The sequence below is a fragment of the Yoonia sp. BS5-3 genome (assembly GCF_038069655.2).
Lineage (GTDB): Bacteria > Pseudomonadota > Alphaproteobacteria > Rhodobacterales > Rhodobacteraceae > Yoonia > Yoonia phaeophyticola.
The window spans coordinates 1,590,874-1,617,708 of sequence record NZ_CP150951.2 but is presented as its reverse complement, the minus strand read 5'-3'; the positions used below and the strand labels follow the sequence as shown (position 1 = coordinate 1,617,708).

The 26,835-nt window shown below is 56.6% G+C and carries 25 protein-coding genes; 12 read left to right on the top strand and 13 right to left on the bottom strand.

Going from position 1 to position 26,835, the window contains the following annotated elements:
• The first annotated feature begins 31 nt into the window (after window positions 1-31).
• The 5 genes from AABB29_RS08220 to arfB all read left to right on the top strand — a co-directional run bounded on the left by AABB29_RS08220 (window position 32) and on the right by arfB (window position 4,712).
• Window positions 32-1,411 carry an MFS transporter gene (locus tag AABB29_RS08220; protein WP_341367395.1) on the top strand — a complete coding sequence of 460 codons (1,380 nt, stop codon included), beginning with the start codon at window positions 32-34 and terminating at the stop codon, window positions 1,409-1,411.
• Complete coding sequence (gene mepA / locus AABB29_RS08215; RefSeq protein WP_341367396.1) at window positions 1,396-2,298, top strand: penicillin-insensitive murein endopeptidase; 903 nt, start codon at window positions 1,396-1,398, stop codon at window positions 2,296-2,298. Before AABB29_RS08220 ends, mepA begins: the two co-directional genes overlap by 16 nt.
• A complete protein-coding gene (locus AABB29_RS08210; RefSeq protein ID WP_341367397.1) occupies window positions 2,299-3,150 on the top strand; it encodes an esterase-like activity of phytase family protein in 852 nt (283 codons plus the stop codon).
• A 75-nt stretch (window positions 3,151-3,225) separates the two neighbouring features.
• Window positions 3,226-3,867, top strand: a complete 642-nt coding sequence (locus AABB29_RS08205) for a queuosine precursor transporter (protein WP_341367398.1) — start codon at window positions 3,226-3,228, stop codon at window positions 3,865-3,867.
• A gap of 419 nt (window positions 3,868-4,286) precedes the next feature.
• Window positions 4,287-4,712 (top strand): alternative ribosome rescue aminoacyl-tRNA hydrolase ArfB, encoded by a 426-nt coding sequence (gene arfB, locus AABB29_RS08200; protein WP_373636869.1) that lies wholly within the window; start codon window positions 4,287-4,289, stop codon window positions 4,710-4,712.
• Between the two features lie 226 nt (window positions 4,713-4,938).
• Here arfB and AABB29_RS08195 read toward each other — a convergent pair whose 3' ends face one another.
• The 4 genes from AABB29_RS08195 to AABB29_RS08180 all read right to left on the bottom strand — a co-directional run bounded on the left by AABB29_RS08195 (window position 4,939) and on the right by AABB29_RS08180 (window position 9,548).
• Window positions 4,939-6,816 (bottom strand): EAL domain-containing protein, encoded by a 1,878-nt coding sequence (locus AABB29_RS08195; protein ID WP_341367399.1) that lies wholly within the window; start codon window positions 6,814-6,816, stop codon window positions 4,939-4,941.
• A gap of 289 nt (window positions 6,817-7,105) precedes the next feature.
• Window positions 7,106-8,152, bottom strand: a complete 1,047-nt coding sequence (locus tag AABB29_RS08190) for a beta-eliminating lyase-related protein (protein ID WP_341367400.1) — start codon at window positions 8,150-8,152, stop codon at window positions 7,106-7,108.
• Window positions 8,153-8,617 carry a YcgN family cysteine cluster protein gene (locus AABB29_RS08185; protein ID WP_341367401.1) on the bottom strand — a complete coding sequence of 155 codons (465 nt, stop codon included), beginning with the start codon at window positions 8,615-8,617 and terminating at the stop codon, window positions 8,153-8,155.
• Window positions 8,610-9,548, bottom strand: coding sequence for a bifunctional riboflavin kinase/FAD synthetase (locus AABB29_RS08180; RefSeq protein WP_341367402.1), 939 nt, complete (start codon window positions 9,546-9,548; stop codon window positions 8,610-8,612). The genes AABB29_RS08185 and AABB29_RS08180 overlap by 8 nt, the downstream gene beginning before the upstream one ends.
• 75 nt (window positions 9,549-9,623) lie before the next feature.
• Here AABB29_RS08180 and AABB29_RS08175 point away from each other — a divergent pair, with 75 nt between their 5' ends.
• Window positions 9,624-10,577 carry an alpha/beta hydrolase gene (locus AABB29_RS08175; RefSeq protein ID WP_341367403.1) on the top strand — a complete coding sequence of 318 codons (954 nt, stop codon included), beginning with the start codon at window positions 9,624-9,626 and terminating at the stop codon, window positions 10,575-10,577.
• On the opposite strand, the gene AABB29_RS08170 is transcribed toward AABB29_RS08175, so the two are convergent.
• Together AABB29_RS08170 and AABB29_RS08165 are read right to left on the bottom strand one after the other, a co-directional pair.
• Entirely contained in the window at window positions 10,569-11,444 is an 876-nt protein-coding gene (locus AABB29_RS08170; protein ID WP_341367404.1) for a TIGR01459 family HAD-type hydrolase, read from the bottom strand. The genes AABB29_RS08175 and AABB29_RS08170 overlap by 9 nt on opposite strands.
• A 99-nt stretch (window positions 11,445-11,543) precedes the next feature.
• Complete coding sequence (locus AABB29_RS08165; RefSeq protein WP_341367405.1) at window positions 11,544-12,461, bottom strand: manganese-dependent inorganic pyrophosphatase; 918 nt, start codon at window positions 12,459-12,461, stop codon at window positions 11,544-11,546.
• A 546-nt stretch (window positions 12,462-13,007) separates the two neighbouring features.
• Between AABB29_RS08165 and AABB29_RS08160 the strand changes: the two genes are divergently transcribed.
• Window positions 13,008-13,658 (top strand): DUF2161 family putative PD-(D/E)XK-type phosphodiesterase, encoded by a 651-nt coding sequence (locus AABB29_RS08160; RefSeq protein WP_341367406.1) that lies wholly within the window; start codon window positions 13,008-13,010, stop codon window positions 13,656-13,658.
• 61 nt (window positions 13,659-13,719) lie between these two features.
• Here AABB29_RS08160 and AABB29_RS08155 read toward each other — a convergent pair whose 3' ends face one another.
• From AABB29_RS08155 to AABB29_RS08135, 5 genes are all read right to left on the bottom strand, one after another.
• Complete coding sequence (locus AABB29_RS08155; protein WP_341367407.1) at window positions 13,720-14,712, bottom strand: TraB/GumN family protein; 993 nt, start codon at window positions 14,710-14,712, stop codon at window positions 13,720-13,722.
• Between the two features lie 400 nt (window positions 14,713-15,112).
• Window positions 15,113-15,793, bottom strand: coding sequence for a Crp/Fnr family transcriptional regulator (locus AABB29_RS08150; RefSeq protein WP_341367408.1), 681 nt, complete (start codon window positions 15,791-15,793; stop codon window positions 15,113-15,115).
• A gap of 232 nt (window positions 15,794-16,025) precedes the next feature.
• Window positions 16,026-17,006: a hypothetical protein gene (locus tag AABB29_RS08145; RefSeq protein ID WP_341367409.1), complete on the bottom strand. Its 981-nt coding sequence runs from the start codon at window positions 17,004-17,006 to the stop codon at window positions 16,026-16,028.
• A gap of 99 nt (window positions 17,007-17,105) precedes the next feature.
• On the bottom strand, window positions 17,106-18,749 hold the full coding sequence (locus AABB29_RS08140; RefSeq protein ID WP_341367410.1) for an FAD-binding dehydrogenase: 1,644 nt from the start codon (window positions 18,747-18,749) through the stop codon (window positions 17,106-17,108).
• A gap of 45 nt (window positions 18,750-18,794) precedes the next feature.
• A complete protein-coding gene (locus AABB29_RS08135) occupies window positions 18,795-20,438 on the bottom strand; it encodes an AMP-binding protein (protein WP_373636910.1) in 1,644 nt (547 codons plus the stop codon).
• Window positions 20,439-20,810: 372 nt separating this feature from the next.
• Here AABB29_RS08135 and AABB29_RS08130 point away from each other — a divergent pair, with 372 nt between their 5' ends.
• The 5 genes from AABB29_RS08130 (at window position 20,811) to AABB29_RS08110 (ending at window position 25,383) form a co-directional block, all read left to right on the top strand.
• A complete protein-coding gene (locus AABB29_RS08130; protein WP_341367412.1) occupies window positions 20,811-20,993 on the top strand; it encodes a hypothetical protein in 183 nt (60 codons plus the stop codon).
• 139 nt (window positions 20,994-21,132) lie between these two features.
• Window positions 21,133-21,795 (top strand): response regulator transcription factor, encoded by a 663-nt coding sequence (locus AABB29_RS08125; protein ID WP_341367413.1) that lies wholly within the window; start codon window positions 21,133-21,135, stop codon window positions 21,793-21,795.
• Window positions 21,792-23,135, top strand: a complete 1,344-nt coding sequence (locus AABB29_RS08120; RefSeq protein ID WP_341367414.1) for a HAMP domain-containing sensor histidine kinase — start codon at window positions 21,792-21,794, stop codon at window positions 23,133-23,135. Before AABB29_RS08125 ends, AABB29_RS08120 begins: the two co-directional genes overlap by 4 nt.
• 73 nt (window positions 23,136-23,208) lie before the next feature.
• Window positions 23,209-24,183 (top strand): DUF2125 domain-containing protein, encoded by a 975-nt coding sequence (locus AABB29_RS08115; protein WP_341367415.1) that lies wholly within the window; start codon window positions 23,209-23,211, stop codon window positions 24,181-24,183.
• A 315-nt stretch (window positions 24,184-24,498) separates the two neighbouring features.
• Window positions 24,499-25,383 carry a hypothetical protein gene (locus AABB29_RS08110; RefSeq protein WP_341367416.1) on the top strand — a complete coding sequence of 295 codons (885 nt, stop codon included), beginning with the start codon at window positions 24,499-24,501 and terminating at the stop codon, window positions 25,381-25,383.
• Window positions 25,384-25,611: 228 nt separating this feature from the next.
• On the opposite strand, the gene pncA is transcribed toward AABB29_RS08110, so the two are convergent.
• Window positions 25,612-26,211 (bottom strand): bifunctional nicotinamidase/pyrazinamidase, encoded by a 600-nt coding sequence (gene pncA, locus AABB29_RS08105; protein ID WP_341367417.1) that lies wholly within the window; start codon window positions 26,209-26,211, stop codon window positions 25,612-25,614.
• Entirely contained in the window at window positions 26,208-26,741 is a 534-nt protein-coding gene (locus AABB29_RS08100; RefSeq protein ID WP_373636868.1) for an AAA family ATPase, read from the bottom strand. The genes pncA and AABB29_RS08100 overlap by 4 nt, the downstream gene beginning before the upstream one ends.
• Window positions 26,742-26,835: the final 94 nt, after the last annotated feature.

Sequence of the window (26,835 nt, the reverse complement as noted above, 5' to 3'; positions counted from 1 at the left end):
TATCGGCCCGAGGAAGAGCGGGGGCAAGAAAATGAGCGTCAGCAAAAAGCGCATCTGGGGCTGGATGGCCTTCGATTGGGCATCGCAACCCTTTTACACATTAGGGCTGACATTCATCTTCGGGCCCTATTTTGCATCCGTTGCGACATCCTATTTGATGGACGGGGGGCTTGATAGCGATACGGCCAAGGCGCAGGCGCAATCGATCTGGTCCACCGGTCAGGTCTTTGCCGGGTTATTCATCGCGCTCACGGCCCCTTTTCTGGGGGCCTATGCGGACCAATCGGGGCGGAAAATTCCATGGATTGCTTTCTTTTCAATCATCTATGTCATCGCCGCGGCCTCGCTTTGGGGGCTGCTGCCCGATAGCGACGCGGTATGGCTTTACATGGCGATCTTTTTCATCGGCTTTGTTGCCGCTGAATCGGCGCTGAATTTCATCAATGCAATCCTGCCGAGCCTTGGAAATGAAGATCAGGTTGGGCGCATTTCCGGCTCGGGTGCGGCCTTTGGCTATTGGGGCGGCGTCGTATCGCTGATCATCGTGCTGCTGTTCTTCGCCGAGAACGGCGATAGCGACACAACATTGATTGGCCTGGCACCCGCGTTCGGGCTGAACCCTGATCTGAAAGAAGGCACGCGCGCCACCGGACCGATCATCGCGGTTTGGTATATCATCTTCATGATCCCGTTCTTTTTGTGGGTGCGCGATGCGGCGCCCGTACAAAAAGAAAAAGTACGACTGGGGGCCGTTGCCCGCGATCTGGGGCAGACACTCAAAAGCGTGCTGGCGCGCAAAAGCCTGCGCAACTTCTTACTGGCCTCAATGCTTTACCGGGATGCGGTGAATGCGCTTTATGCATATGGCGGTATCTACGCTGGCTTGGTGCTGGATTGGGAAATCACCTTTATCGGGATTTTTGGGGTGATCGCGGCGATTTTTGCGGCGATTGTCACATGGGCGGCTGGGATCGCGGATGCGCGTTTTGGGCCCAAACCCGTGATCGTGACGGCCATTTGGGCCATGATCGGGGTGTCGATCGTCATCGTGGGGATGTCACGCGAAGCGCTGTTCGGCGTGCCCCTGCCCGAAGGCTCATCCCTGCCCGATACGATCTTTTTCATCTGCGGGGCGATCATCGGCGGGGCCGGCGGGGCGGTTTATTCTGCGTCGCGATCACTGATGGTGCGGCACAGCCATCCTGACCGGCCAGCCGAGGCATTTGGGCTTTTTGCATTGTCGGGCAAGGCAACCGCCTTTTTGGCACCCGCCTTGATCGCGCTCTTTGGCTATCTGACAAGCAGCGTACAGCTTGCGTATTTACCGGTTCTATTCCTTTTCATCTGCGGCCTTTTGTTGTTACGATGGGTCAACAAAGACGGAGATCGCGCAGAATGGTCCGCTTCCTAACATGTGTTGCTGTGGTTCTTGGCTTGGCCGCTTGCCAGGGCGAGGATGAGCCGCCACTGAGCCTCGCAACGCAGAACGTCAACGATACCAGGATCGCCAAAACGCTTTTTGGGGCGGTGCCAGAAGCATCCCAGCAAGAACCGCAGGTCTTTGGCGGCTATTCGCGCGGATGTCAGGCGGGCGGTGTGCAGCTGGCTGAAACAGGGCCGACCTGGCAGGCCATGCGTCTGTCGCGCAACCGCAACTGGGCGCAGCCGATCACCATCGACTATATCCAAGACCTCAGCCGCTTTGCCGCGACATTGCCGGGCTGGGAAGGGCTTTATGTAGGCGATATGAGCCAACCGCGCGGTGGGCCGATGCTGACAGGGCATGTCAGCCACCAAAACGGGCTGGATGTCGATATCTGGATGCTGCCACCGGATCGGCTGGATCTGACTGTTCAGGAACGTGAAACGCTGTCCTCAATCTCGATGCGGCGTCAGAGTGGGGCATTTACAAACAGCAGCTGGACGCCTGAACATGAAGCCGTGCTGCGGGCCGCAGCCTCTGACCCGCGCACATCCCGGATTTTCGTTTTCCCCGGGGCCAAAGTGGCGATGTGCAACTCGGCGACGGGCGACAGATCATGGCTTAGCAAGATCCGCCCCTGGTGGGGCCATCACTATCATTTCCATGTGCGGCTCAATTGCCCCGAAGGTGAAAGAGGCTGCACCCCGCAAACCCCGCCGCCCCCGGGCGATGGCTGCGCCGAGGCGCAGGGCTGGGTTGACCGCATCCTGAACCCACCGCCACCCGATCCCGACGCCACACCAGCCCCCCCACGCGGAGAATTGACAATGGCCGACCTGCCCGGGCAATGTCTGGCCGTTTTGAATTCCGAATAAGTGCGGTTTCTGATCTGGTTTTGGGCGCTTTTCAGCGCCAGTGCGGCATGGGCCGAGGCCATCCATCTGGGCACCTATGTCTGGGACACGGACGACCCACGCCTGGGTGGTCTGTCCGGGATAGAGCTGTCTGATGACGGGTCCAGCTTTGTTGCGATCAGCGATCGGGGCATCTTTTTTAGCGGTCAGTTTAATCGCACGGACGGGCAGATCAGCGGTATCGCGAACTTGGAAATCGCCGAAATGCGCGGACCCGACGGGGCGCTATTTGACGGGCAGAACCATGATAGCGAGGGGATCGCTATTGCACCGGATGGTACAATCCATGTCTCATTCGAAACGGTTCATGGGCTGCGCAGTTTTGAAACGATCACATCCAACGCATCAGCGCTGCGGACGGATCGGCGGTTTGCTGATTTGCAGCCAAACTCCTCGTTCGAGGCTTTGGCGATGACACCCTCGGGTGATCTCTTGACAATGCCCGAACGCTCGGGCCGGCAAACGCGCCCATTCCCCGTCTACCGACAAAGCGGCAGTATCTGGAGCTACGCTTTCGACATTCCCCGGCGCGGCGCCTTTTTGACCGCAGGCGCGGATGTGGGACCGGATGGCAAGCTTTATGTGCTCGAGCGTGATTTCATCGGGATCGGCTTTTTGTCACGGGTGCGCCGGTTTGATCTGGATGGCAGCAACGAAGAACTGATCCTGCATACATCCGCGCGAACCCATGACAATCTGGAAGGGATCGCCGTGTGGGAAGATGCGCAGGGGATCCGGCTGACTATGGTGGCCGATGACAATTACCGGATGTTGCAACAAACGCAGATCGTCGAATACCGATTGACGCAATAGCGCCGCGGCGTTAGGGGACGCTGTCCCCGCCCTTGGGGGCCAAGTGCCGCACCCTTGTCAAAACGGAAAATCACTATGACACGCATCCTTCCCGGCGTTTTCGCCATGGCCACCATCGTTGTGGCGTCCAACATCCTTGTTCAATTCCTGATCCTCGACGGTCTTTTGACCTGGGGGGCCTTTACCTATCCGTTCGCCTTTCTGGTCACAGACGTGATGAACCGCGTCTACGGGGTTGCTGCGGCGCGCAAGGTCGTTTTTGCAGGTTTGATTGTGGGGATCATCTGTTCGCTGATCGGATCTCAAGTCATGTTGCAAGGCGACGGGTACGAATACCCAGCTGTTGCCCTGCGGATCGCCATCGGCTCCGCGACTGCCTTTGCTGTCGCACAACTGCTTGATATTGCAGTATTTAATCGGCTGCGTGAAGGGTCATGGTGGAAGGCACCGCTGGCCAGCACGCTGATCGGATCAAGCGTCGATACGCTGGTATTCTTCTCAATCGCGTTTGCCGCTGTGTTCAACGGGTTCAGCAGCGCCGCAACCGAAGAAATCGTTTGGGCCCAAGACCTTGTGCCGTTCCTGAACGTCGGGCCGCTTGTGCCGCTTTGGGTTTCGTTGGCCGTTGCGGATTGGGGTGTGAAGCTGAGCATCGCGTTGCTTGCTTTGATACCATTCCGCATCATTGTTGGGCGGATCACGCAGCCAGTCACTTAATCGCTAGCTTTGGTATATTTTTACTTGAAATATACCAAATCTGTGCGAACCTTCTGTCAGGCGAAACTTTTTGAAAGGAGGTGATCCAGTGCATCATGAGGTATTGGAGAAATGTGTCGGGACAACTTATGGGGGTCGCAGCTAGGGCAGCCCTTGGCTGAGAAGACCATAAGGTGGAGATCCTAACCGACCCACCTCCGTAATTCAGGAAAGGGCCATCCCATCGCCGGGGTGGCCCTTTTTCACGGGGAAACCAAAGGTTTCACCGAAAGCGGGCAAGCGTTTGGCGCAGCTAAATGCGGCCGCCCATCGTTGATTTTCGGGGTATATGTTTTGCGTACAGAACCTGTACATACGGCGTACATACGTTTGTAAATGCAGGAAGGGCGGATGCCTCCGGCGGGAGTATTTTTGGCAAAATGATACGGATCAATGATCAGATCGAAATCGCCGATTGGGAGCTAACAGAAAGCTTCACCCGGTCGTCCGGCCCCGGCGGGCAAAACGTGAACAAGGTGTCCACGGCGGTCGAGCTGCGCTTTGAGGCCGCCCGGTCGCCCAACCTGCCGGACCCCGTCAAAGCAAGGCTACGCCGTCTTGCCGGACGCCGGTGGACGCAGGACGGTGCCGTTGTCATTTTCGTGCAAGACACCCGCAGCCAGGCACGCAATCGCGAGATCGCCAAGGAACGCCTGACTGATCTGATCCGCAAAGCGTGCGAGCGCCCCAAAAGGCGGGTTGCAACGAAACCCACATATGGGTCTGTGAAACGGCGGCTTGCGGGTAAGAAAGCGCGCGGGCAAGTCAAAGCGCTGCGCGGAGCCGTCGACCCCGACAACGGGTAAACCCACCTTATTCCCGCCATCTGGTACAGGATGAACAACAAGCGCCGCTATGTGCTTTGTTACCGGCTGAACCGTTAATTTTAACGGCGCAAAATCGACTGAGACTTTTTGACCAGTTCCAGCAACCGCACCGATGCCACCAACACCCGATCGCCTGATCACCCGGCCGGTGCTGTGAAAACGTCCTGGATGTTTTTTGGCCTAATCGGCACAAGAACACTTTGTCTTATGCTACATGCGAATGCACCCGATCCATTCTGATGGCCCGTATTTCTTCGCGGCGCAAAGGTTGGCCAAAGTAGAAACCCTGAAAATAGTTGCAGGCTTCCTTCTGCAGAAATTGGAGTTCTGCCTCTTGCTCAACACCTTCTGCCAAAACCGGAATCCCCAAGGATTTGCCAAGCAATAGAGTTGCACGGACGATTGCCGCGCGTTGATGGTTGTTGTGGATGTCGGTCACAAAACTGCGGTCAATCTTGATCTTGTCGAACGGAAACATCTGCAACGTCGCGAGCGACGAATAGCCCGTTCCAAAATCATCCATTGCGATGGCGATGCCCATCTCTTTGATTTGCTGGATGATTTTGAGTGTGGCCGCCTGGTCGGAGATCACGCTCGCCTCGGTCACTTCCAGCTCTAGCCGTTCTGGTGCCAGCCCGCTTTCAAAAAGAACATCTGACAAATCCTCAAGAAAGCTTGGCGCGATCAATTGCTGAGGCGCGACATTGACCGCGATGCTAAGTGCGTTGTCCCAGGTTGCGGCCTCAAGACAGGCTGTGCGTAGCACCCACAACCCGAGCTCTTGGATAAACCCGGTTTCTTCTGCGATCGGGATGAATTCCACTGGCGAAACCAGCCCCCGTTCTGGATGGTGCCAGCGTAATAGCACTTCGCAGCCAATAGGTTCTAGCGTGACCAGCTCTTGTTGAAGCTGATAGACCAGCAAAAATTCATCGTTCTTGATCGCATTATGCAGGTCTTCGACCAACAATAGTTTTTCCCGTTTTTGTTCATCCATTTCAGCGTTGTAGACACACAGGCTTGTCTCGGCGGCTTCTTTGGCCCGGTACATTGCAAAATCGGCCTTTTGGATCAGATCATCCAAATCTGTTCCGGCATGAAGGCTTGTTGCGACCCCTAAAGATCCACGGAGTTGATGGGTATATCCCTTGCCGCTGATGGGCTCATTAATGACGGTTTGCAGGCGGGTTCCGAAATCAAGCACCTCCTCCTCAATCTCAAAATCCGTCTTGATTGCAATAAATTCATCCCCGCCCGTGCGCGCGATATGCTCATGCGTTCCACAGACAGCATCGAACCTGCTGGCAATTGTTCTGAGAACGTGATCACCAGCTTCGCGCCCACGCAGATCATTGACCTCTTTGAAGCGGTCCAAATCAATAGCAATGATCGCGATCACACCACGGTTGAATTGTGCACCATGCATCGCGAATTGATCGAACCATTGCATCAGCCACAACCGGTTCGGGATGCCTGTCAGGTGATCATGTGACGCGCTGTATTGAAGCTTCTTGACGGCTTCATCTTCTAGCTTGATTTCAATGCTCAAGGTCGCAAAGCCAACTGCCAGCAAGATAACAGTGATCCCGAAAACCAGAATGACCAAAATATCATCTGATATCATCTGATTAGGCACAGTGAAGAGCGGGCTGAGATTGAGCGTCATCGCCCCCATGCCGACAAAATGCAGCGCGCAAATGCTGAGCGCCATCAAAACAGCACCGCTAAGCCAGCAATATCTGGTGACCGGATACGCCGCCCGGTGAAATGCCGCGGCCCCCAGCGCCGCCCCTATCAGGACGGACGCGACTTTCGGGCCTGCCGCCCAATCGAAATATCCGGGGATCAGATAGGCATACATCCCGACATAATGCATCACCCCGACCGCACAGCCGAATAGCGCGCCAGACAATAGCGTCCCTGCAAGGGTCGCCGTATGCATGAAGACGATGTTCACAACACCTGCGCCCAAAACCGCTACGACCAAGGAAATACCTGTCAGAAATGGTTCATAGCCGTGGGTGACCCCGGGATCATAGGCCAGCATCGCGATAAAATGCGTCGACCAGATCGTTGTACCCATCAAAAGCCCGGAAAGAGGCAATTGCACCCGTCGCCGCTGCCGCGTTGCAAGCCGAAGTCGCTGAGAAATCAAGATCGACAGACAAGAGCCGGAAACGCATACCAATACAGCCGCAGCCAAAAGCCAATAATTGTGCTCTTGCGTGATGCATTCTATGATTCGATACACGTGCCTACCCTGAAACCAGCGCTCTGCTTGACAAGATTACGCAGAAAATAGTGAATCATATGTTGGTAAATTCGTCCGAGATTACGAAAATTTCTTCGCAATCAAAGGGCTGACGGGTCCGTCAACCACGCAGCAGATCAAGGAACTGGCTAACCCCTTCCGCAGTCATCGACCAATCGGTGACAAGCCGCCCCGTCAGCGGCTCATCCGGGTCGCCCACTTCGGGATCGCCGTCCATCACATAGTAGACCGCACCGCCATCGCGCATGCGCTTATGTTCGGACCGGGGCATCTGGAAAAAGATCATGTTGGCCTGCGGTTCATATAGCATCTCGGCCGCATTGTGCCCGCGCAGCCCTTCGGCCAGTTGCATGCAGCGCGCATTGGCCGCGCGGGCCATATCCAGCCAGAGCCCATCGGTCAGATAGGCCTGCATTTGCGCAGATAAAAACCGATGTTTGGACAAAAGATGCCCGCCGCGTTTGCGCCGCAGCTCAAATTCCCACGCAAGGGCGGGGTCGAAAATCACGCAGGCCTCAACCCCCAATGCGCCGTTTTTGGTGCCGCCAAAGCTGACAGCGTCAATCCCGGCTTTCCAGGTCATCTCGGCCGGGGTGCAATCCAGTGCGACCAAGGCGTTGGCAAAGCGCGCGCCATCAAGATGGGTCTGCATGCCAAAATCCTGCGCAATCCGGCTAAGTGCGGCAAGTTCATCAAGACTGTAGAGCGTCCCCTTCTCTGTCACTTGGGTGATTGACAGCGGGCCGCGTTGCGGGCCGTGCACGCCGCGATTTTGCTCGGCTGCGATTTTCTGGTGCAGATCGTCGGCGGCCATTTTGCCATCCGTGGTGGGGACCAATGTCAGCTTTGCGCCGCTATAAAATTCGGGCGCGTTGCACTCATCCTCATGGATATGGGCCACATCGGCGCAAAAGATCGTCTGCCATGGCTGGGCCATCGTCCCAAGCAGCACGGAATTGGCCGCCGTGCCGTTGATGATCAGATAGACAGCGGCGTCAGGGGCCTCGAACAGCCCTTGGATTTGGGTGCGCACCGCGTCCATGATCGGATCGGCGCCGTAACCCATGGCATAACCTTCATTGGCGGCAATCAAGGCCTCCATCACTTTGGGGTGGGCCGGGCCGGCGTTGTCAGAGGCAAAAAACATTTATAGCGGCTCCTCGATGATGTGGTCTTCCCAATCGTCTTCGTCGGTATTGACCTCGGAGACTGTGCGGTGCTGCATCGACACGCCCGCCTCATGGACCGAAGCCGGGTCGCCCGAAATCAGCGGATGCCAATCGTAAAGATCGCGCCCCTCATAGATCAGCCGGTAACCGCAGGTCAGTGGCAGCCAGTAAAGGTTATCCTTGATCGTTTGCGGGGTCAGCACGATACATTCGGGCACAAAATCATGCCGATTTTTGTAATTGCTGCACAGGCAAGTCGTGTCATCCAAAAGGCGGCAGGCGACGCGGGTGAGCGCAACAGTGCCTTCCTCGTCTTCCAGCTTATTCAGGCAGCATTTGCCGCAGCCATCACAAATCGCTTCCCATTCCTGCCGGTTCAGCTTGGCCATTGGTTTGGTTTCCCAAAACCGGTCCTGCAGGCCGCTGCGGGGGATATCAGACATTGGCCAAAATCGCGCGTGCTTGATCGCAATCAGCGTCCATTTGCTGGATCAGCGCATCAAGCCCATCGAATTTCTGTTCGGGGCGCAGATAATCGACCAACGCGACAGATAGGGTCGATCCGTAAAGATCACCCTTGAAATCGAACAGGAAGGTTTCGCAATTGGGCTGGTTTTCCCCAAACATCGGGCGCACCCCAATAGAAGCCGCCCCATCATAACTGCCCTGATGCGGACCGGTCAGCACGTTTACCTTCACGGCGTACACCCCAAATTTGGGGGGATGTAGATCCGCGATTGACATATTGGCCGTGGGATATCCCAGATCCCGCCCGCGCTGGTCGCCGCGGATCACGTCACCCTCAATCCGGTGCCAATGGCCCAGCATCACGGCTGCGTCGCGGGGTCTGCCATCGCTGAGGGCGGCCCGGATCGCGGTTGAGGACACATTGCCCAGATCGTTACGCAAAAGCGGTGCAATTGTTGTGCCAAACCCCATCTGGGTGCCAAATTCTGCCAGATCTGTCACGGTGCCGGCCCGGCCATGACCGAACCGAAAATCGGCCCCCACAATCACACCTTTCAGCCCCAGTTGATCGGCAATGATCGTCTGGGCAAAATCGCGCGGGCTGAGCGCAGCAAGGCTGGCGTTAAACGGCAGCTCATACAGCTTTTCGACCCCCAGCTTTTCAAGGCGGTTCGCCTTTGCTTCGGCATTCATCAGGCGGAAGGGCGTGGGGTTGTTAGAAAAATAGCTGCGCGGATGCGGCTCAAACGTCATGATGCCCAAGGGGGCGCTGGCGTCTTTGGCCACCTGCCGGGCCAGATCAATCACCGATTGATGCCCCAGATGCACACCGTCAAAATTCCCGATGGCCGCGACAGCGCCTCGGTCGGCTGAATCAACAAAAACGGTGTCTCGGATAATGCGCATAGCCTTGCGTAGCGTGGCCCGTGAAGGGGTGCAAGGTTGCTTGTGGCGCGGGTGCGAAGGACCTAGGGTTTTGTCATGATTGATCCAACTGCTGATACAAAATTGTTCCGTTTGGCCAGGCGTTTGCCCGATAATCGCTTGGGGTTGGGGATCATGCATCTGAACAACTTGGCCGCAAAATGGGGCAAGCTGCCAGAGGATCTGTTGGTTGAGACGGTCTATATCCCCCGTCCGCCCGAGATCGGTAAGGGCAACATTCGGACGCTGGTGATCAAGCCAAGGCAAATGGCAGGTAAACTGCCCATCGTTGTGCATTTTCACGGCGGTGGTTTTGCGATTGGGACGCCCGAGCAGAACTATGGTCGGGCCGCCCGCTACATTGCCGAACGCCCTGCGATTTTTGTGATGCCGGATTATCGGCTATCGCAGAGACACCCGTTTCCAGCGGGACTAGACGATTGTTACGAAACGCTTTTGTGGGCGCGTGATGTGGCTGAACAGATCGGCGGGCGCTCTGATCAGCTGTTTGTCATGGGCGAAAGTGGCGGCGGTGGCCTGGTCGCGGCGGTGGCCCAGATGGCGCAGGACAGGGGTGAGGTGAACATCGCCTGCCAGTTTCCGATCTATGGAATGTTCGATGACCGCCCCGAGAATTTCACCGATTGCGATCCGGCCAATCTATTGTGGAGCCGTGGCAAGAACATATTGGCGTGGGATATGTATCTAAGAGGCCGAGCGACGGCTGACTGTGCTGTGCCGGCGCGGCGTGCCAGCGTGGCCGGGCAGCCGCCTGCTGTGGGTTTCGTGGGGGATCAGGATCTATTTCTGGATGAAAATATCGCTTATTTTGAAAGACTGGCGGCAGCAGGGGTTCCCACCACATTCAAGGTATTTGAAGGGGCCTATCATGGGGTTGAGGTGATCGCCCCGCAATCTGATAGCGCCCAAGCGATGTGGGCGTTTTCCCTCAAAGCCTTTGCCGATGCAGTTGATACCTACACCGCAGCCCAACCGAACGCGTTACCGTAGATGCCCGATGGTGTAGGTCGCGTTTGTCTGTTGCTTGTCCAGAAAGGCACTCAGCGCCGATGGGTCTGGTTGGTCCTCGGTCTTTGTCTCGGCAGCGGCCAGCCCCCCGGAAATAAACAGCGCGTCGATGTCTTCTTGCATGGCGCCTAGCACGTCGGTGCCGATCCCATCGCCGATCCCAATGATACGCGCATCGGATGGCACTTTGTTTAACGCAGCGAGCCGTCGGCGCGCGAGATCGTAGATTGGCGGGTGCGGCTTGCCGAAATAGAGGCTTTCACCGCCCATTTCTGTATAGAGCTGCGCCAAGGCACCGGCGCACCATTCGCGCACCTCGCCCCGATCCACGACGATATCGGGATTGGCGCAGAGCAGCTTGAGCCCCTTTTGTTTCGCGTAGAGAAATTCGGGCCGGTTCACATCGATATCGGCCATCGCGTCAAAAGGACCGCAGCAGACGATGCCTTCGGCCTCTTCCAGTGATACCCTTTGGATATCCACCGGATTTTCGATGATTTTCAAAGGCTTGAAAAAATCATCATCCCGCGGGCTTTCCCCCATGAACCAGATTTTTTCACCCACAATCCCCCGAAACATAGCCGCGCGCGCACTATCACCCGAGGTCGCGATGGCGTCCCACGCATCATCGGGCACGCCGAAGCCGTTGATCTGCCGGGCGACGCTGTCCCATGGTCGGGGCGAGTTGGTGACCAGCACCACGACCCCGCCCGCAGCGCGGTATTTTTGCATCGCGGCAACGGCGTCAGGCATTGCCTGAATGCCGTTATGCATGCAGCCCCAAAGGTCGACAAAAGCGGCATCATATTGCCCCGAGATGTCGGCGAATTGGTCGATGATCTGGGTCATTTGTTCACCTTTGTGCAGTGCAAGAATGCGTACCGACCCTGTACATATGCCGTACGTACAGGGTGCTGTTTGAGGTCCCGGATCAGGTCCGGGACGGCGTCAGACCTTTAGTGCAGGGATGATCTGCTTTTTGCGGCTCATCACGCCGGGCAGCACCACGCTGTCGCCTTCAACGGTCGCGTCGAATGATTTCTCGGCGACACCCTTTGTCAGGTCGTTGGGGATTAGCATGGTCGCTTCTTCCTTAAGGATGTCCACGACGAACAGAAGGACCTGATCGACTTTGTCCTCTTTGGCCACTGTCGGCATGGTCTTGATCAGTGATGCTTTGCGGTCCAGCACGATCTTGGGCGATGTGGTTTCCAGAACCGAGACCCGGAATTTCGTGCCGTCAACGGCGTATTCCTTGCTGTCCATCCGCAAGAGTTCCGCATCCGAGAAGGCCGAGATATCGGATTTCGCATCGAACATTTCGGTGGCGTAGGCTTCGATATCGATTTTCAGGTCGCGCGCCAGAGCTTCGGCAAGGTTTTTGTCGACCTCGGTGGTGGTGGGCGAGCGGAAGGCCAGCGTATCAGACAAAATGCATGACAACATCAGCCCCTTGATACCGTCGGGCATATGTTTGGCGTCGTCGCCCATCATCTGGTGCATGATCGTCGCGGTGCAGGCCAAAGGCCGGATGGTGATATTGATCGGGTTTTTGGTTTCCAGCCCGCCGGTCAGTTTGTGGTGGTCGATAATCGCCAGCACGTCGGCATTATTGATATTTGCAGGCAACTCGGCGGGGTTGTTGGTGTCAACGATCACGCAGGATTGGTCATCGGCCACATCATTGATCACCTCGGGCAGGGCAAAACCCCAACGCTTTGCCACGAAAGCGGCCTCTGTATTGGGCTGGCCCAGCAAGGCGGCCTTTGCCTCAAAGCCGGTGTGGTTCAGGAACCATTCCCAGATCAAAGGTGATCCGGTGCTGTCAGTGTCAGGGGATTTATGGCCAAAAACGCGGGTTGTCATGCGGATCACTTTCCATGGATGCAGGTTTTGCCCCGTATATATGAGTGTAGCTGTTGCCTGTCACCCCATCGCTTGGGTTTGACCTGATTGCGGCGGATGTGGTAGGTTGAGGCATCAAACGGAGGACACAGACAATGGACCAGCACGTTTAATCCGCGCTTATTGATCTATTCTCTTTTTGAAGGAGCACCCTGACAATGGATCAGTTCTGATCGCGCCTACGGGCGATATCGCAGGCCGTTTGGCCATCTGATTGTTTCAAGAATAGGTGCACATCATGCCCCGTAAAACCAAACCACCCCGGACACCGGGGTCTAAACTGATATCTGCAACCAAAAACCGGCGCGCGGTGCGTCCCGAACCGCTGGGCGGGCGACCCCGGACATCGCCGACTGGCTTAGATCGCGGACGGCGCGGCACTGGACGCCCACCCCGGTTCCCCGGGCGTCAAGGCGGCCGCTAAGCCATTGGCCCTGCCGCATCGTTGTGGCAGGGCTTGCGCCCAGCCGGGATTTGCATTTCTGTTTGCCGCAAAGGAGTGTCGCAATGCCCCGTGAGGCTGATCTTTATCCACCCATCAAAGCCTATTTGCAGCGGCAAGGCTATGAGGTGAAGGGTGAGGTTGGCGCGGCAGATGTTGTGGCCCGCCGCGGCGAAGATGTTGTAGTGATTGAACTGAAGCTGGGTTTCTCACTGGCCCTGTTCCATCAGGGGGTTGCCCGGCTTGCCGTGACGGATTTGGTCTATGTCGCCGTACCGGCCGGTGGCCGGAGCAAAGCGTTGCAGGCGAATGTGAAGCTGGCCCGCCGCATCGGCCTCGGCGTGATGACCGTTAGGCTGCGTGACGGTCATGTTGAGGTCTTGGCCGATCCGGGCCCCTATGCCCCACGCAAATCCAAAAAGAAATCGGCGCAGCTATTGCGTGCTTTTGAGCGTTTGCAAGGTGACCCGAATGCAGGTGGTGCAACACGGCATGGGATCGTTACGGGATATCGACAGGATGCGTTGCGCTGTGCCCGCTTTTTGGCGACGCATGGTCCATCACGCGGCGCAGTGGTAAAGGAATGGGCGGAAGTGCCAGATGCGACCCGGATTATGGCCGATGATCATTATGGTTGGTTCACCCGCGTCTCACGCGGGGTTTATGCGCTGACCGACACGGGCCATCAGGGATTGGCGGATTACGGGGACGCTTGAAACGCTCAATTTTCGCGAAAATTGAGCGACCAGAAAGAAATTCGCGAATTTCTTTCGCGGCCTAGGGAAACGGCGTTAGATCCCAGCCATCATTTTCAAGCAATCGCAAGATCCCGTCTTCGCCCATCAAATGGGCGGCCCCAACCGCGATCACAAGATTATCATGCGCCGCCACCGCGTCAGTGATGACTGGCATCCAGTTGTGGTTTCGCGTGACCAGTAGAGACTGCTCCATCTCGGCAAAAACATCCTCTGCTGTGCTAGGGTCAATGCCCGGTACTTCAGCCATGGCGATGCGCGTCATTTCCCAAAGCGCCCCGACCTCCTGCGCGAAATAACTGTCAAGCATCGACACAAAAAGCTGTTGTTGGACTTCAGGGCTGGTCAGATTGACCATGAGCATGTCGATCTGTTCATCAACGGGGTTATTTGTAAACAGATCGAACATCGTTGTCACAGATTCGAGGGCCTGCATCGGCACACCAGCATCTTCAGCGCCTGCCATGATCATATGATCAAGCCCAAGACGACCCGTGAGCATATCCTGCGTGGCGCATGGCGGGATCGACAGGATCAGCGACAGATACCAAGGCTGCATCTTCGCGGCCATGAAACCGGGGATGCCGCGCTGGGTTGAGGCATCGGCAATCAGTTCCCAGGTTTCGGCATCCAGCAGTTCGGGTAAGGTTGGCCCCTCGGTGATAAATAGCAGATCTGGCTGCGTGATCACCATTTGTTCAAGTTCGGCCTCTTCCGCGGGGGTTGCTTCGAGAAGAACCAGATCGGCGCTCAAAACGTTCTCTTCGATTTGCGCATAAAGTGGCTCAAGCCGCGGATCGTAGATATGCACCGTGCCGACGATTGTAATCACATCACTATCACGCGTTGCAGTCCACAGGGTGCCTTGTGCGTAGGGAATCGCATCTGTCACGCGGCGCAGTTCGGCCTGCTCGGCTGGAGACAATTGCTCAGCATAGCTAGAGCCCACACATTGCGCAGCAGCTGGCAGGCCGAAGCACGTAAGCAGGGCGATGGTTATGGCGCGTCGAAACATCTGTCATCCTTTAAATCTGACTGTCATCTTTAACTTAGGAAGATGTCGAAGCCGATCAATTCCTAAGCGTTGAAACAGATCATGCGTCGCGGCGGCCTGATCAGCAACCGCGCGATCACGCGTCATGGCGAACAAACGCCGCCCCGCGTTCCTAGCTAGAAAATCTCAATGATAACAAGTCCACCCTGCCCGGTGTGGGTCAGGCCGCCGATATCCAAACGTGATTAGCCGATCGCCAGCAAAGCCATGCCGACCAAACCACCCAGCAACATCAATGTTGCTTCTGCACCTAATATACTGACAACTTTCATCATTTCGCCTGGTACGCCCGATTTCTACAGAATTGATAATAGGCAAATGTGGCTGAGATTTGACAATCCTGACGGCGATAGAAAAAATTTCAGACTAATTCACTTGAGAGTGCGTCAGGGTCCAGAATTTCGATCCTTTGCCGGGCTGCTTTGATCGCCCCACGTTTGGATAATTTGCTGATTGATCGGCTGACCATTTCCCGATTTGCACCGATAGATCCGGCGATTTCGGCATGGGTTGGCGCATTTGTGATGCCCGCCCCTTGCTGTAATTGCCCGCTTTCCGCTGCCAACCGCAGCAAATAGGTGCTGACCCTTTGTTCAACGGATAGCGTGGTCATCTCCATGTTTCGTTCGGTCAGAGAGCGGATACGTTCAACCAGATGCCGTGTGATCCGGTCGCGCAACAGCGGGACATTGTTGAAAAGCTGTAGAAAGCTGTCGCGCTTTACCGCCAGCACCCGCGCCGGGGTTTTTGCAACAACCGCGAGCGAGCGCGAGATTCCGTCAAAGGCTGCCAATTCGCCAAAATAGGCCCCGGTTGGGAACCGTGAAAAGACGATTTCGCGCCCCTCGCTTGTCCAGAAAACCGCCAATAATGACCCTTCGAGCAGGAAATACAAATCGTAAGAATCGTCCTGTTGATCAAAGATCGTTTGCCATGCCTCAAGCCGTTGTTCGGTGAAATCAAGCGGAATGCCCGCCAAGTCATCGGGGGTCAGACCCGCAAAAAGAGGCAAGTCATAGCCAAGAAGTTGCGCAGCCTTCATTGCGACGCTGGTTCAAAATAAGGGAGTTTGGAAACCAGGTTACTGTCAAAAACGTCTTTGTCGTCAATGACAAAGGCTGCTGGCTTCGGGCCGGTCATCGTATTCTCCTGTTCAACAGGGCCGACTATAGACCGGATTCTTTATCTTCCAAGACCACAAATGATGCAGACACGATAAAGCAGAGCGCATGGTGCGATCCATCCGCTCTGCTCCACCAGGGACGATCGTGTCACTACATCGTTTCGAACGGGCAGTGATATGCGGCCGCGACACTGATCGAAAGCGCCGGGCTTGTGTTTTTTTGTCCGGTCATCGTGATCAGACCATGGTGGGTCTGACCGCGCGGGGCCGGGTTGAGGATCTCCATCAGTTGCGAATAACCAATCAGCCGATCAGCGCTGCATGATTTGACCCGCTTTTCAATCGCGGCGTCGTTGCCAAACAGCCCCTGAGCTGAGAAATAAAGCGACAGCTCAGGTGCCGCATCAGGCCCTGTTGCTGCATAGCTGAAGCCCATTTTGCGGCAAGGCAGCGCATCGGCAGGCGTGCCTTCGGCAATTTTGTCGATGGTCGCCGACAATGATTGTGGGTCTACATCTGTGGGTGCCGTCAACTTTGGCAGCACCGAACGATCCGCATCTTCAACGAGCCAATAAAGCGTCACCTGCCCAGTCGTCCCATTAAAGCCAAGCATTGTCGTGCGTGCCGCATCGCCCAGATCATCAAGCACGGGTTTGAAATTGACGGATGACATGAGCCCCGACAGATCAGCCGCCGCGGCAGGCAATTCGGCATAAAGCGTTGTCTGCAAATCTGTTTTACTTTTCCGAAGGCCAAGCCGCGCACCGTAGCGCAAGTTTGCCTCGCTCTGGGCGGTGCTGATGACGTCGCGCAGCGCAGCGGACGGCGCTGTGCCACCCAACCGTTCAAGCAAGGCGCAAACATGGCTGACACGGTTTGTGGGATCATCACCGGGATCAGCCACTTCGGTGGTCAGCTCAAGCGCCGATTTATCATAGGTAAAGTTCATGGCCACAGGCGCGCCGGTATTGGTCAACGTGCTGGCTTTCCAGTCGGCCCAACCGCCGGGGTTCATCACACCGATATCGTGCAAAATACGCTCAACCGCTTCGCCCATCGCGCCTTGCTTGCGCAGATACCAGCACCAGTCCAGATCAGTGCGGGACGGATAGGCGGGGGCAAAGGCAAACATCGGGAAAACTCCTGGCAGCGTGACGTTGCTGAAACCTTACGTTAACCAGCCGACACGCGAATGTGCGCTGGGACACATTCAGCCAGAATTTTTCAAAATTTACCCAGCCGCGGCCCGCCCGGCGCGGCGCCCTGAATGGATGCAGCCGCCCAGAAACGTCCCCTCAAGTGCATTGTTGCCATGATACCCACCGCCGCCAAAGCCAGCGGCCTCGCCTGCTGCAAAAAGCCCGTCGATGATGGTACCACCCGGCGCAAAGACCCGCCCGTCCAGATCGGTATGAATGCCGCCCAGCGTCTTGCGTGTGACCACATGCAGTTTCACCGCAATCAGCGGCCCATGCGCGGGGTCCAGTATTTTATGGGGTTTGGCTGTGCGGATCAGTTTATCGCCCAGATAGTTCCGGGCGGTGCGGATCGCAGCGATCTGCGCATCCTTGGTGAAAGGATTATCAATCTGCGCATCGCGCGCATTGATCTGTGCGCGCAGCCTAGCAGGGTCAATGAGCCCCCCGCCCAGGTCATTCATCCCGGCAACCAGCGTGTCGAAATCATCCGCCACAACAAAATCAGCACCTTTGTCCTTGAACGCCTCAACAGCTGTTGTCGCGCCTTTGCCAAGCCGTTCTTTAAGAACGCCGCCCCATTTACCCCCGGTCAGGTCCGGGTTCTGTTCGGACCCCGAAAGCGCAAATTCCTTTTCGATGATCTTTTGCGTCAGTACGAACCAGGTGTGGTCATGCCCCCGTCTGCAAATTTCATGCAAGGTGGCCATCGTGTCAAAACCGGGCATACAGGGCGCAGGCAGCCTGTCGCCCGTTGCATCAAACCACATCGAGGATGGCCCTGGCAGAATCCGTATCCCATGTTTGGGCCAGATCGGATCCCAGTTTTGCACCCCTTCTGTATAATGCCACATCCGGTCTGTGTTGATCAGCTGCCCCCCGGCGTCTTGCAGGATATCCAGCAAAAGCCCATCCACATGCTCTGGCACGCCCGAGACCATTTTGTCAGGCAGCGGCCCCGATTTTGACGCATCCCAGTTCCGCCGCACCAGATCGAAATTGCCGCCAATGCCGCCAGAGGTCACGATCACCCGATCCGCCTGAAGCGTGAACTGATCAATCACATCGCGGTTTGTTGCGGCCCCGCGCATGGCATTGTCTTCGGCCAGAATATCACCACTGATCCCGCGGATTTGCCCATTGCTGATCTCAAACCCCGTCACCCGGTGCCGAAACCCGAATTGAAGTTTACCGGTTTTTTCAGCCTCAATCGCCCGGTCTTCGAAAGGTTTCAGAACGCCCGGACCGGTCCCCCATGTGATGTGAAACCGCGGCAAAGAATTTCCGTGCCCATCGGCAAAACTGCCGCCCCGCTCGGCCCAGCCAACAACCGGGAACCAGCGCATGCCCAGCCCGTGCAGCCACGGCCGCATCTCGCCCGCTGCGAAATCCAGATAGGCCTCGGCCCATGCACGGGGCCAGTGATCCTCGGGTCTGTCAAATTGGGCGGCGCCCATCCAGTCATTTGTGGCCAAAGCCAGACTGTCACGCACCCGCATCCGCCGCTGTTCGGGCGTGTCGATCATCATCAGCCCGCCCAGCGACCAGAACGCCTGCCCGCCAAGGTTTTGCCGCCCTTCTTGATCAAGGATCGTGACGGTTTTGCCTTGCTCGATCAGGGCATGAGCGGCCACAAGCCCCGCCAAACCGGCCCCGATTATCACAACGTCGCTTTGCATGATCTGATCCTCCCGCGCTGCAGTTTTGCTGATTGACGCGGCTTGTCAAACCTTTGGGCCGGGTTCCGTCGCGTCCTGCGCGGCACGGTCCCGCAGGTTGGCCCGGATGATCTTGCCTGTCGTTGTCATGGGCATGTCATCGATAAAGCGGATCACGCGGGGATATTCATAGGCCGCCAGCCGTGCTTTCACATGTCCGGCGATGTCTTTTGCCAATTGATCAGAGCCCACAAAGCCCGCCGCCAGCTGAATAAATGCGGCCACGATTGATCCCCTGATCGGGTCGGGCTGCCCCACAACACCGGCGAGTTGGACGGCTGGATGGGTTAGCAGGCAGTCTTCGATCTCGGCCGGGCCGATCCGGTATCCGCCCGAGCTGATGATATCATCATCGCGCCCGATAAACCGGATCCGCCCGCTGGTTGTTTTGGCCCCCTTATCGCCAGTCAAGAGCCAGTCATGTCCGCCGCTGGTGATGAATTTCTTCGCCGTCGCCCCCGGCTGGTTCCAATATCTCAGGAACATCACCGGGTCAGGTCCGCGCACGGCGATATTGCCTTCTTCATCAGTCTGACAAATGCGACCGGTATCATCCATGATCTCAACGATATGTCCGGGCACGGCAAAGCCCATCACCCCCGGCTCTGCCGGTTCAAGCGCTGCGCAGGACGAGACAATCATATTGCATTCCGTCTGCCCGTAAAATTCGTTGATCGTGGTCCCAAAGACTTTTTGGCCCCAGGCGATCAGCTCTTTTCCCAATGTCTCACCCCCGCTGGCGACGGACCGCATGGGTACCGGATGATCAGGCGTTTCCAGCCGCATCAATTTCAGCGCTGTGGGCGGCAAGAAGGCGTTGGTGATGCCCTGCGCGCGGATCAGATCAAAGGCCGCTTTGCCGGTGAACTTAGCAAACCGGCAGGCCACGACCGGCACAGCGTGGTGCAAGGCGGGCATCAGCACGTCAAGCAGCCCACCGATCCAGGCCCAGTCGGCGGGCGTCCAGATCTTATCACCGGGCTGCGGAAAGAAATCATGGCTCATCTCGACCCCTGGCAGATGCCCCAGCAGGACCCTATGCGCATGCAGCGCCCCTTTGGGTGCCCCTGTTGTCCCGGATGTATAGATCAGGATCGCAGGATCATCGGCCAATGTGGCGACCGGTGTGAAATCAGTTGGCGCCGCTTTGCGCGGGCGGTCGATGTCCGCGCCCGCGCCCCCATCGATTGAGAACACGGTCTGCAAATCAGGCAGCGCGCTGCGCAGTGACGCCAATTGCGCCGCGCCCCGTGCGTCTGTGATCACCGCGCGTGCCTCGGAATCGGCCAGCCTGTGGTGCAGCGCCTCTGGCCCAAACAATGTAAACAGTGGCAGCGCGATGCATCCCATCTTGCTGATCGCGATATGGGCAATGGCCGTTTGGACACATTGCGGCAGAAGCACCGCAATCCGGTCACCTGGCTGGCATTGCCCCGACAAGACATGCGCCCATTGGTTCGACAGCTTGCGCAGCCCTTCAAAGTGATAATCGGTCGCGTGCCCATCCGCGTCGATATCGACCAGCGCCAGCGCATCGGGCTTTTCCCTGGCCACCCTATCGCAGATATCGACGCCAATATTAAAGCGAGTGGGGATCGCCCACGAAAACGCATCCCGCGTTGCAGAGATATCGGACCGTTTTTGTAGCATAACGCCCAAAGCGTGGACGGGGGCCCTGCCCATGTCAATCATATCAGATGGAACGATTCGCGTTCGCCCCATGGCTGTAGGGCATCAATTGGTGATTGTAAGGAATCTGCCTTATTTACGCCAAGTTCCAGGGGATTCGGGGCTGAGATTCCGCACCGCGAAAAAATATCGACATTTTTTAACGGCCTGATTTTCAATGAAATAAGGGCGAAACATGGCCATCTGTACCAGTTTCACCCCATCATAAACGCAATATGAACAAATTGTTTGTGTTGGGTTCACATTACCCGCTTCATAAAAAAGTTAATGAAGCATTGAGGAAAGCACACAATTAGGCCGCTGCGGCCAAGATTGAGTTCGGAGTTTTGTATCATGCCGGTCCGCCAGTTCACTTTGGAAGACGCTTTTTCAAGCAATGACAAAGAGTCTGATCAAACCCGTCACCCGGCCAATGACAATGATGCGGGACCATGCAGTGAACGCTTTCCGAAAGTGGACGATATCCTGGACAGGCTGACAGACAGCATGCCGTTGGCTGACCCGCAGGACGATTAACACTTTCTTAACTTTTAAGTCAGGCGCGCCTCAATTGCGGCGCAACATGCATTTTAGCGTCACGCGATTGCCCCAACTCTGCTGCCATCCGACGTAAAGTGGTCAAACTTACGCCATGGCACCTTATTAACCTTAAGTCATGCGTATTCTTGTTGCCGAAGACGAGCAGGTTATTGCTCAACAAATCAAAAATGTCCTCACCTCGGAGGGTCGCGTTGTCGATATTGCGAGGGATGGGACAGAAGCCCAATTTCTGGGTGAAACTGAACCTTATGACATGATCATCCTGGATATCGGCCTGCCTCATCGGGATGGTATCACTGTGCTCAAACACTGGCGCGGCAATGGGGTGCAGACCCCGGTGATGTTGCTGACGGCCCGGGATGGCTGGTCTGAGCGGGTGGATGGGCTGGATGCGGGGGCTGATGATTATCTGGTCAAACCGTTCCATATGCCTGAATTATCCGCCCGGGTCCGCGCCATGATCCGCCGCCAAGCAGGGCGCGCCAGCCCTGTGTTTTCAAAGGATAATGTCATGTTTGATACCCGCAGCAATCAGGTGCTGGTATCAGGTGTGCCCGCGAGCCTGACATCGCAGGAAATCGCGGTGCTGTCTTATCTGTTCCACAACGCGGGCCGTCTGGTGTCCCGGATGGAGCTGTCAGAACATATCTATCAATATGATGGTGACCGGGATTCCAATACGATTGCGGTCTTTGTGAACCGGCTTAGGAAAAAGCTGGGCACTGAGCTGATCGAGACAGTCCGCGGCCGCGGTTATGTGATCAAGGCCGCTGCATGAAGTCTTTGCGCGCCCGCGCTGTCGTGGGCGGCATTCTGTCTGCGATCGTAATCATTGCGCTCGGTATCACGGGTCTTGCATCGCTTGGCTTGCGCCAGACCGAGCAGAGTTTCGATGCCATGCTCGAACGTCGCCATGAAGTGGTGATTGCCGTCGTTGAAACCTATCGGACGACGCCGGATATGCTGGCGCGCCGGATCACTGATCCCGACTTTCAGCGCCCGTTTTCCGGTGAATACTGGCAAATTCAGGCCCCTGATGGTTCTGTTCTTGCCTCGCCTTCATTGCAGGATATGCGCCTGCCTGTCATTGCCCAACCCGATGATGCGCAAGAAAACCGCAGTTTGCGCATGCCCGACGGGCAGACCGTGCGCAATATCGGGCGGCTCTTGCAGTTTGACGATGGTCAAAGCTGGTATGTGCAGGTCGCCTCATCCTTGCAGCGTTTGCAGGACAATCAGACCTTGTTTCGCCGCAATCTGCTGGTGACCTTTGGTGTCGTTGCGGCGGTTGGCGTCTTTGGCGCCTTGCTGCAGGTTACGTTGGTCCTGCGCCCGCTGAACGCCCTGCGCCGTGATGTGGCCCGCAGATGGCAGGGCGAGGATGGTCTGGATATTGCCGAATACCCAACCGAAGTTGTTCCTTTGGTCAATGACATCAATAGCTTGCTGGAACGCAACCGCGAGATATCACACCGATCCCGCAGGCAAGCGGCGGATCTGGCCCATGCGATCAAGACCCCCTCTGCCATTTTGCGCAACGCGCTGGAAGAGCTGCGTCAAGATGGCCACGACATGCAGATTTCGCTTGATGCGTTGGACCGGCTGGACGCCCAGCTGAACCGATCTTTCGCCAGGATGCGGGCCGATGGTAAGGCAGAAATGCCCGTCATTTTGGATGTCTCGGCCGCCTTAGACCGCATGGTACGCGCTTTTGATGCCCTTGCGCGCAATGCCGAATGCAGCCTGATCGCCGAGATCGCCCCAGATATGCATACCCGGATTGAGCCTAGCGATTTTGATGAAATCATCGGGAACTTGCTGGATAATGCGGTGAAATGGTCCAAGACGCAGGTGCGTGTTAATGCCTTTGAACAAGATGGCCTGCTGACGATTGTCGTCGCCGATGATGGATCTGGTATTGCCGAGGCGGATATGGCCTTTGTAACCCAAAGCGGGCAGCGGCTGGATACGGCGCAACCGGGCACCGGGCTTGGGCTGGCCATCGTCAAGGACCTGACCCATGCCTATGACGGCGCCCTTGGTCTTGAACGCGCCGATACTTTGGGTGGTTTGGCGGCGACCGTCACATTAAAGGCGGCAATCCCCCCGCAATCCTGAAAGACGGGCATCGCACTGGCCCTTTCCCAGCCCCGCCGCTACATCTGCACCGTGGCAAGAGAGGAGCGCGCGGATGCGACGTTTGATGTTTTGGCTGTTGTTTCTGGCGTTGTTGTTTAGCGGATATTGGTTTGCGGCTGCGAAAGGCGCGCAAGAAGGGTTGCGCCAAGCCCTGGAACAAATCCGCCGCGACGGTTGGCAGGTTGAAACCGGCGCGATGGGCGTGACCGGTTTTCCGGGTCAATTTTCGCTGGATATCACGGGTCTGTCTGTGGCCGCGCCCGATGGATTTTGGGCATGGAATGGCCCCGATCTGCAACTCGCCGCACCCAGTATAAAGCCCACGCAGCTAAGCCTCAGCCTGCCCGAAACCCAGACCCTGCGGATTGGCGGGCAGAACATTGAAATCGCTGCGACTACTTTGCAGCTGAATGCCGCCACCCGCATGAATATGGCCGCCAGTTTTGATGCGGCCTCGGTCCTGATGGAAGACGCTTTGCTGCGGTCTGATCAGGGCTGGGACATGCAGCTGGCAAGTGGCGACGTGGCACTGACGGCCGTTGAGGAAGAGGCGCAGACCTATGGTCTGGATGTTGCGATTGCTGATCTGGTCTTGCCTGCGGATCTGGTGCGGCAGATCGGGCTGAGCGATCAGATTTCAAGCCTGACGACCGATGCGCAACTCAGTTTTGACCGCCCGCTTGACCGGTTCGCCCTGGAAGGGACGCCCCCCGCCGTGACCACGCTTGACCTGCGCAGCCTGAACGTGGTTTGGGGCGATATTACGCTGGGCGCCGCTGGTCTGCTGGATATTGACGCCCAGGGCATCCCCGAAGGTCAGATCATCTTTGAAACGGCTGAATGGCGGCGTTTGATTGATTTGCTGGTGGACACAGGGGCAGTGGATGCGGGGAATGCGGCGACGGTCAGGACGATGGCAGGTGCAATGGCAGGCAGCGACGGGGTGTTGCAGCTTCCGCTAACCTTCCGAGACGGGTTCATGTCGATGGGGCTGCTCCCGCTCGGACCTGCGCCGGTTTTGCGGTAAGTTTCGAAGGTCAGGGGTATTTGACTTCGACGTCACAGCATTGACGCAAAATCAGAACATCTTCGCGCGGATCGCGGCGAAGGTCGCAAAGGAGCCCAACCTGTACATTTTCTCCTGCGCAGCCAATGTCAGCTAAACATCAAGATGTGCCCCATTAGCAGTGGCATTTCCTGTGCTGGACTTGAGTGATTTGGTAGAGGACGTATGCTTTTACGGTGGATATGCGCCCTACCTCGGAATAGGGTGGAAGGCGTTTACGTTGGAACTTCAGGGAAGTTTCTCAGCACCACGCTCATTGCATCATAAGGGGTCATTTTGAAGGTATACCGCCACAGAATTAGCGCGTTTGCTATCTTGTTTTCGCTCGCTCTCCCAAACGTTGGAGCAACACAAACAATTGAAGAGCTTATTGAGAGGCTCAATCCTCGTACTTATTTCGCTCCGATTACAGTTTTAGGTGATCACCCTAAGTGCAATGGGCCTGGAGAAGTGGCGTTTTCAGTCGAAATTGTTGCTGATGATCTCGACTTCGAAGTCGAAGGTGAGACGTGGGATGGTTCTGTCTACCAGTACAATGATCCGCGCGAAGGATGGATTGATGAGACCTGTATTATCGGCCAGACGAATTTCGGAGCGAGGCCAATACATAACGCTGAACTTTGCCATTCGGACTATGATGGAAAAGGCTCTAATCAGACAGTGATACAACGGGAAGCTCCAAAGTGCTACATCACTCAACGAAGTGGAACTGAAGAAACGCAATTCGAGATTCCCTGTGATGTTTCACGTTCCCCGTCATCTTTGAATGCGCTAGTCGAACAAGCAGACATCCAAGTAGATGCACTTGTCCGAGCCGATATTTGCCAGTCGCTGACAGGCATCGCCCTCATTGAAAGTAGTTGGACCCTGGACCTTGAATTTGGAGGATACCACTCAACAGCAGAAGGCATTTTGGGTGATCAAGAGGCCGGGATTGCCGAGGGCATTGTAACGCCAAAGATCGATCTAAATTATCATCGGTCTGGCTTCAGTTTGCGGCCAATCGACTCTGATCCCGGGTTAGATCCAAACTTTCCCGACCCGTTAAGTTCAGCATACTTCTTCCTCACCGTCGAAATTGAACCTGCACCAATTCCCGGTACAAGTGAGGGGCCTGTGAAGTTGTTGGCAGATCGGCGTTTTAACCCAAATCTCAACTAAGGTGAAACTCTGAAATAGTGTGAACTTCAGGTGAACTAGTCCCGACGTTAGGGGTAATATTTTGCGTCCAATGCAGTCGTTGGTCGGGTGATGACGAAGGCACTCTTTGTCCGCCGTGCGAGCCACTAATGCTGGCGCGCTGCATGACCGGTTTGGATCAGAAATGCTGGACCTTTGGGCCGGTGCCCTTAGCCGCAGTCCGTGATTTTGGTCAAAGAAATGGGGCGCTTAAATCTGCCCTGTTTTCACCCCGGCCGCTTGCATCCCTGCCATCGCTGCATCTAGCGAGCCGTCAAAGTCGATCGCCCGGCAAAGCGCAGTGTTCACAGAGGTTTTGAACCCCAGTTTTGCGGAGTCCACGGCCGAGTAGTTCACGCAGAAATCCGTGGCCAAGCCCACCAAAGTCAGCTGATCGATCCCGCGTGTGCGCAGATACCCTTCCAGCCCGGTTGGTGTCGTCTTGTCGTTTTCAAAAAAGGCCGAATAGCTATCAATCGCCGGGTTATACCCTTTGCGGATGATCAAATCCGCCCGGTCCGTTTGCAAATCCGCGTGAAACGCAGCGCCGGGGCTGCCCTGAATGCAGTGATCGGGCCAAAGCACCTGGGGGCCGTAGGGCATTTGCGTCATGCTCATCGGGGCAGCATCATGGCTGGATGCGAATGACGAATGTCCGGCGGGGTGCCAATCCTGGGTCAGGATCACAGCGTCGAAATCATCCATGGCCGCATTGATCCCCGGCACGATGTCGTTCCCACCGGCAACAGCCAGCGCACCGCCGGGGCAGAAATCATTCTGCACATCGATCACAAGTAGGGCATGGGTCATGGCTGGCTCTCCTGTTTTGCGGGTAGGTTAGCAATGAATGCGGCGACCTGCGAGCGGGAAGTCAGGTGATGCACCTTCATATGACCGGGGTTTGCGGCGATGGCGGCCAGCTTGGCCCGCGCTGTATTGCGCGTGCGCCAAATCCATTTCCAGAAATCCCAGGTCTCACCGTGAAAACCTTCGGGGCAGTCAGGTGCCATATCAGGCCGGACCGTGCCCCGGTCCCGAATTGTCCGCCAGACCACGCGGTAAAAGCGCAGGCTGACCGGCAGATCAAGCCAGATGAACGTATCCGCCCGTGCGACCCGGTCTGGATAGGTCACAGAGTTTCCGCCCTCAAAGACCCACTGTTCCTTGGCGATCACGTCAAGAACCATCGGAATCTTGTCCGCATCTGGCCGCGCGACCCAGCCGGGCATCCAATGGATTTGATCCATATGATAGACGGGCAGCCCGGTCCGTTGCCCCATGATACGGGCAAGCGTGCTTTTGCCCGATCCGGGCCCACCTGTGATCATAACGCGCTGCATAGCTTTTCAGCTATCAGGCTGCGGGCCGAATGAAAACCGGTGCTCTGGCCGTGCCGGGGCCTTGCGGGGGCGCAGGGTGCGCATTAGGTCTGGG

What these genes read in the sequence shown, in the direction of transcription:
- AABB29_RS08145 (WP_341367409.1), bottom strand. Translation starts at nt 17,006, where the DNA reads ATGTTTGCCTTTGCCCCCGCCTATCCGTCCCGCACTGATCTGGACTGG.
- AABB29_RS08170 (WP_341367404.1), bottom strand. Translation starts at nt 11,444, where the DNA reads ATGACCCAGATCATCGACCAATTCGCCGACATCTCGGGGCAATATGAT.
- AABB29_RS08130 (WP_341367412.1), top strand. Translation starts at nt 20,811, where the DNA reads ATGCCGGTCCGCCAGTTCACTTTGGAAGACGCTTTTTCAAGCAATGAC.
- pncA (WP_341367417.1), bottom strand. Translation starts at nt 26,211, where the DNA reads ATGACCCATGCCCTACTTGTGATCGATGTGCAGAATGATTTCTGCCCC.
- mepA (WP_341367396.1), top strand. Translation starts at nt 1,396, where the DNA reads ATGGTCCGCTTCCTAACATGTGTTGCTGTGGTTCTTGGCTTGGCCGCT.
- arfB (WP_373636869.1), top strand. Translation starts at nt 4,287, where the DNA reads ATGATACGGATCAATGATCAGATCGAAATCGCCGATTGGGAGCTAACA.
- AABB29_RS08175 (WP_341367403.1), top strand. Translation starts at nt 9,624, where the DNA reads ATGATTGATCCAACTGCTGATACAAAATTGTTCCGTTTGGCCAGGCGT.
- AABB29_RS08195 (WP_341367399.1), bottom strand. Translation starts at nt 6,816, where the DNA reads ATGGGTACAACGATCTGGTCGACGCATTTTATCGCGATGCTGGCCTAT.
- AABB29_RS08125 (WP_341367413.1), top strand. Translation starts at nt 21,133, where the DNA reads ATGCGTATTCTTGTTGCCGAAGACGAGCAGGTTATTGCTCAACAAATC.
- AABB29_RS08165 (WP_341367405.1), bottom strand. Translation starts at nt 12,461, where the DNA reads ATGACAACCCGCGTTTTTGGCCATAAATCCCCTGACACTGACAGCACC.
- AABB29_RS08150 (WP_341367408.1), bottom strand. Translation starts at nt 15,793, where the DNA reads ATGAAGGCTGCGCAACTTCTTGGCTATGACTTGCCTCTTTTTGCGGGT.
- AABB29_RS08140 (WP_341367410.1), bottom strand. Translation starts at nt 18,749, where the DNA reads ATGCAAAGCGACGTTGTGATAATCGGGGCCGGTTTGGCGGGGCTTGTG.
- AABB29_RS08100 (WP_373636868.1), bottom strand. Translation starts at nt 26,741, where the DNA reads ATGCAGCGCGTTATGATCACAGGTGGGCCCGGATCGGGCAAAAGCACG.
- AABB29_RS08185 (WP_341367401.1), bottom strand. Translation starts at nt 8,617, where the DNA reads ATGTCTGATATCCCCCGCAGCGGCCTGCAGGACCGGTTTTGGGAAACC.
- AABB29_RS08115 (WP_341367415.1), top strand. Translation starts at nt 23,209, where the DNA reads ATGCGACGTTTGATGTTTTGGCTGTTGTTTCTGGCGTTGTTGTTTAGC.
- AABB29_RS08220 (WP_341367395.1), top strand. Translation starts at nt 32, where the DNA reads ATGAGCGTCAGCAAAAAGCGCATCTGGGGCTGGATGGCCTTCGATTGG.
- AABB29_RS08160 (WP_341367406.1), top strand. Translation starts at nt 13,008, where the DNA reads ATGCCCCGTGAGGCTGATCTTTATCCACCCATCAAAGCCTATTTGCAG.
- AABB29_RS08135 (WP_373636910.1), bottom strand. Translation starts at nt 20,438, where the DNA reads ATGCTACAAAAACGGTCCGATATCTCTGCAACGCGGGATGCGTTTTCG.
- AABB29_RS08190 (WP_341367400.1), bottom strand. Translation starts at nt 8,152, where the DNA reads ATGTTTTTTGCCTCTGACAACGCCGGCCCGGCCCACCCCAAAGTGATG.
- AABB29_RS08180 (WP_341367402.1), bottom strand. Translation starts at nt 9,548, where the DNA reads ATGCGCATTATCCGAGACACCGTTTTTGTTGATTCAGCCGACCGAGGC.
- AABB29_RS08205 (WP_341367398.1), top strand. Translation starts at nt 3,226, where the DNA reads ATGACACGCATCCTTCCCGGCGTTTTCGCCATGGCCACCATCGTTGTG.
- AABB29_RS08120 (WP_341367414.1), top strand. Translation starts at nt 21,792, where the DNA reads ATGAAGTCTTTGCGCGCCCGCGCTGTCGTGGGCGGCATTCTGTCTGCG.
- AABB29_RS08155 (WP_341367407.1), bottom strand. Translation starts at nt 14,712, where the DNA reads ATGTTTCGACGCGCCATAACCATCGCCCTGCTTACGTGCTTCGGCCTG.